The sequence below is a fragment of the Vibrio sp. 10N.222.54.A3 genome (assembly GCF_041474095.1).
Taxonomy (GTDB): Bacteria; Pseudomonadota; Gammaproteobacteria; order Enterobacterales; family Vibrionaceae; genus Vibrio; species Vibrio crassostreae_C.
In genome coordinates, this window is record NZ_JBFRTN010000101.1 from 1 (window position 1) to 306 (window position 306).

The following is a 306-nucleotide window of genomic DNA, read 5'->3' on the forward strand; positions in this document are numbered from 1 at the left end:
TGCTGGTTAATGTTCCTGATGTCGTTACCGCTTTGTCAGTTTCATCGATAGCGACGGTCGCACTGCTGACAGTAGCGGTGTCGTTAGTACCGTTAATCGTGACTTTAATGGTCGAAGGTGTGCCATCAACGGAAGTGACAGTGAAGGTTTCTTCTACTTTATCGCCGACGTTTAATTGATTAAATGCGCTGTTGGCGGTGAATGTCCAATGGCCATTGGCATCAATAGTCAGGTCGCCATTGGTGCCAGTAATCGAATCCGGTGTGAATGCGTTATCTGGATTATCGACGTCGATACTGGTTAGCG

The 306-nt window shown here is 47.4% G+C and carries 1 protein-coding gene; it reads right to left on the reverse strand.

Features of this window, described 5'->3' with window-relative positions:
- The coding region (locus tag AB4507_RS19220; RefSeq protein ID WP_372183124.1) for a VCBS domain-containing protein at positions 1-306 on the reverse strand (306 nt) is incomplete at both ends.